We start from the raw sequence: 1,707 nt of genomic DNA, 5'->3' as shown, positions 1-1,707 counted from the left end.
GCCCGAGATCCCGCCCGCCGCCGAACGCGTCAGGCTCGGCAGCGTTGACCTCGCCGCCCGCCGCATCGCGGGCCACCGCGGCTCCGCCGTGGTCCTCGCCGACGGCGACCCCGGCTTCTTCGGCGTCGTCCGCGCCCTCCGCGCCCCCCAGCACGGCCTGGAGGTCGAGGTCGTGCCGGCCGTCTCCGCCGTCGCCGCCGCCTTCGCCCGCGTGGGCATGCCCTGGGACGACGCCCAGGTCGTCGTCGCCCACAGCCGCGACCTGCGGCGCGCCGTCAACGTCTGCCGCGCCCACCCCAAGGTCGCCGTCCTCACCTCGCCCGGCGCGGGCCCCGCCGAACTCGCCCTCCTCCTCGGCCCCGTCCACCGCACCTTCGTCATCTGCGAGGAACTGGGCACCGCCCGCGAACAGGTCACCGTCCTCACCTCCGACAAGGTCCCCGACCACACCTGGCGCGACCCCAACGTCGTCATCGTCATCGGCGGCGTCATCGGCGGAGGGGGCCCCGGCACCGCCCAGCCCGCCGCCCAGGGCTGGGGAGCCGGCAGAGCGCGTGCCTCCGGCGGCTGGATCGCCGGCCGCGACCCCGGCTACCCCCCGGCCGTACGCGGCTGGGCCCTGCCCTCGGACGCCTACGGCAGCGACCTCGGCGAAGGCGAGTCCGCCGAACTGAGGGCCGCTCAGCTCGCCCGGCTGGGCCCCCGCGTGGGCGACCTCGTCTGGGACATCGGCTCCGCCAGCGGCGCCGCCGCCGTCGAGGCCGCCCGCTTCGGCGCCGCCGTCATCGCCGTCGACCGCGACGCGGACGCCTGCGCCCGCACCACCGCCGCCGCCCGCCGCTACGGCGTCCAGCTCCAGGTCGTCCACGGCACCGCCCCCCAGGTCCTGGAGGACCTTCCCGAGCCCGACGTCGTCCGCGTCGGCGGCGGGGGAGCGCACGTCGTCGCCGCCTGCGCCGCGCGCACGCCCGAGCGGATCGTCGCCCACGCCGCGACCCGCGACGAGGCCGAGGCCATCGGCCGGGCACTCGCCGAAGGCGGGTACGCCGTGGAGTGCGCGCTGCTCCAGTCGGTGGAGCTGGAGACCGCCACCTGGACCGAGCACGAGCGCACCGTGGCCTTCCTCCTGAGCGGCCGCCACACCCACCTGTGAGCCCTGCCCACCGGCCGGAGGGTAGGGTTGCGGTTCGTTGTACCGCCCCGTACCGCCCCTCGGTGTCCGACACCACAGTCGTCAATGTCCCGAACGTTCCCTCCTTTTGGCGGGAGCACGGCAAGGTAGGGGCGGACGACGCACAACGTGCCGCGAGGCACCGACGCTCGTTCTTCACTATGGGCGTACGCGGTTGGAAGGAGCACTACCGATGGGCGAGGGGTACGCATGACCGACACCGGCCAGTTCCCGGGCGAGGGACAGCCGGAGAACGCAGGCGAGCTTCCCGGCCCGTTCCCCGCGGACTCAGTGGCTCCTGCCGATCCCGGCGCTCCCGCCGCCTACACGTTCCTGGACCACGCCGACGCGGACGGCGGTGACGAGGACGACCTCCTGCTGATGCCCGGCGCCCAGGGCGCCTGGATGGAGCAGCCCGCCGTCCAGGGCGGCACCCACGAGACCGGCGGCCGGGACTCCGGCTCCGTCGACCTCGGCGACGTCCGTATGCCGCAGTCCGCCGCCGCCCCGGCCGCGCCCGCGGCCCCGCGCCGCCC

General features: G+C 76.1%; 2 protein-coding genes. Both read left to right on the top strand.

The window, feature by feature from the left end:
- Positions 1–1,153 (top strand): precorrin-6y C5,15-methyltransferase (decarboxylating) subunit CbiE (gene cbiE, locus K6I34_RS36615; RefSeq protein WP_229332335.1); only part of this gene is annotated, 1,153 nt, incomplete at its 5' end.
- Positions 1,154–1,381: 228 nt separating this feature from the next.
- On the top strand, positions 1,382–1,707 hold a 326-nt coding region (locus K6I34_RS36610; RefSeq protein ID WP_229332334.1), incomplete at its 3' end, for a hypothetical protein.

The organism is Streptomyces sp. UNOC14_S4 (genome assembly GCF_020740835.1).
GTDB lineage: Bacteria > Actinomycetota > Actinomycetes > Streptomycetales > Streptomycetaceae > Streptomyces.
The sequence above is the reverse complement of the archived record's forward strand: the minus strand, read 5'-3'. Positions and strand labels throughout refer to the sequence as shown.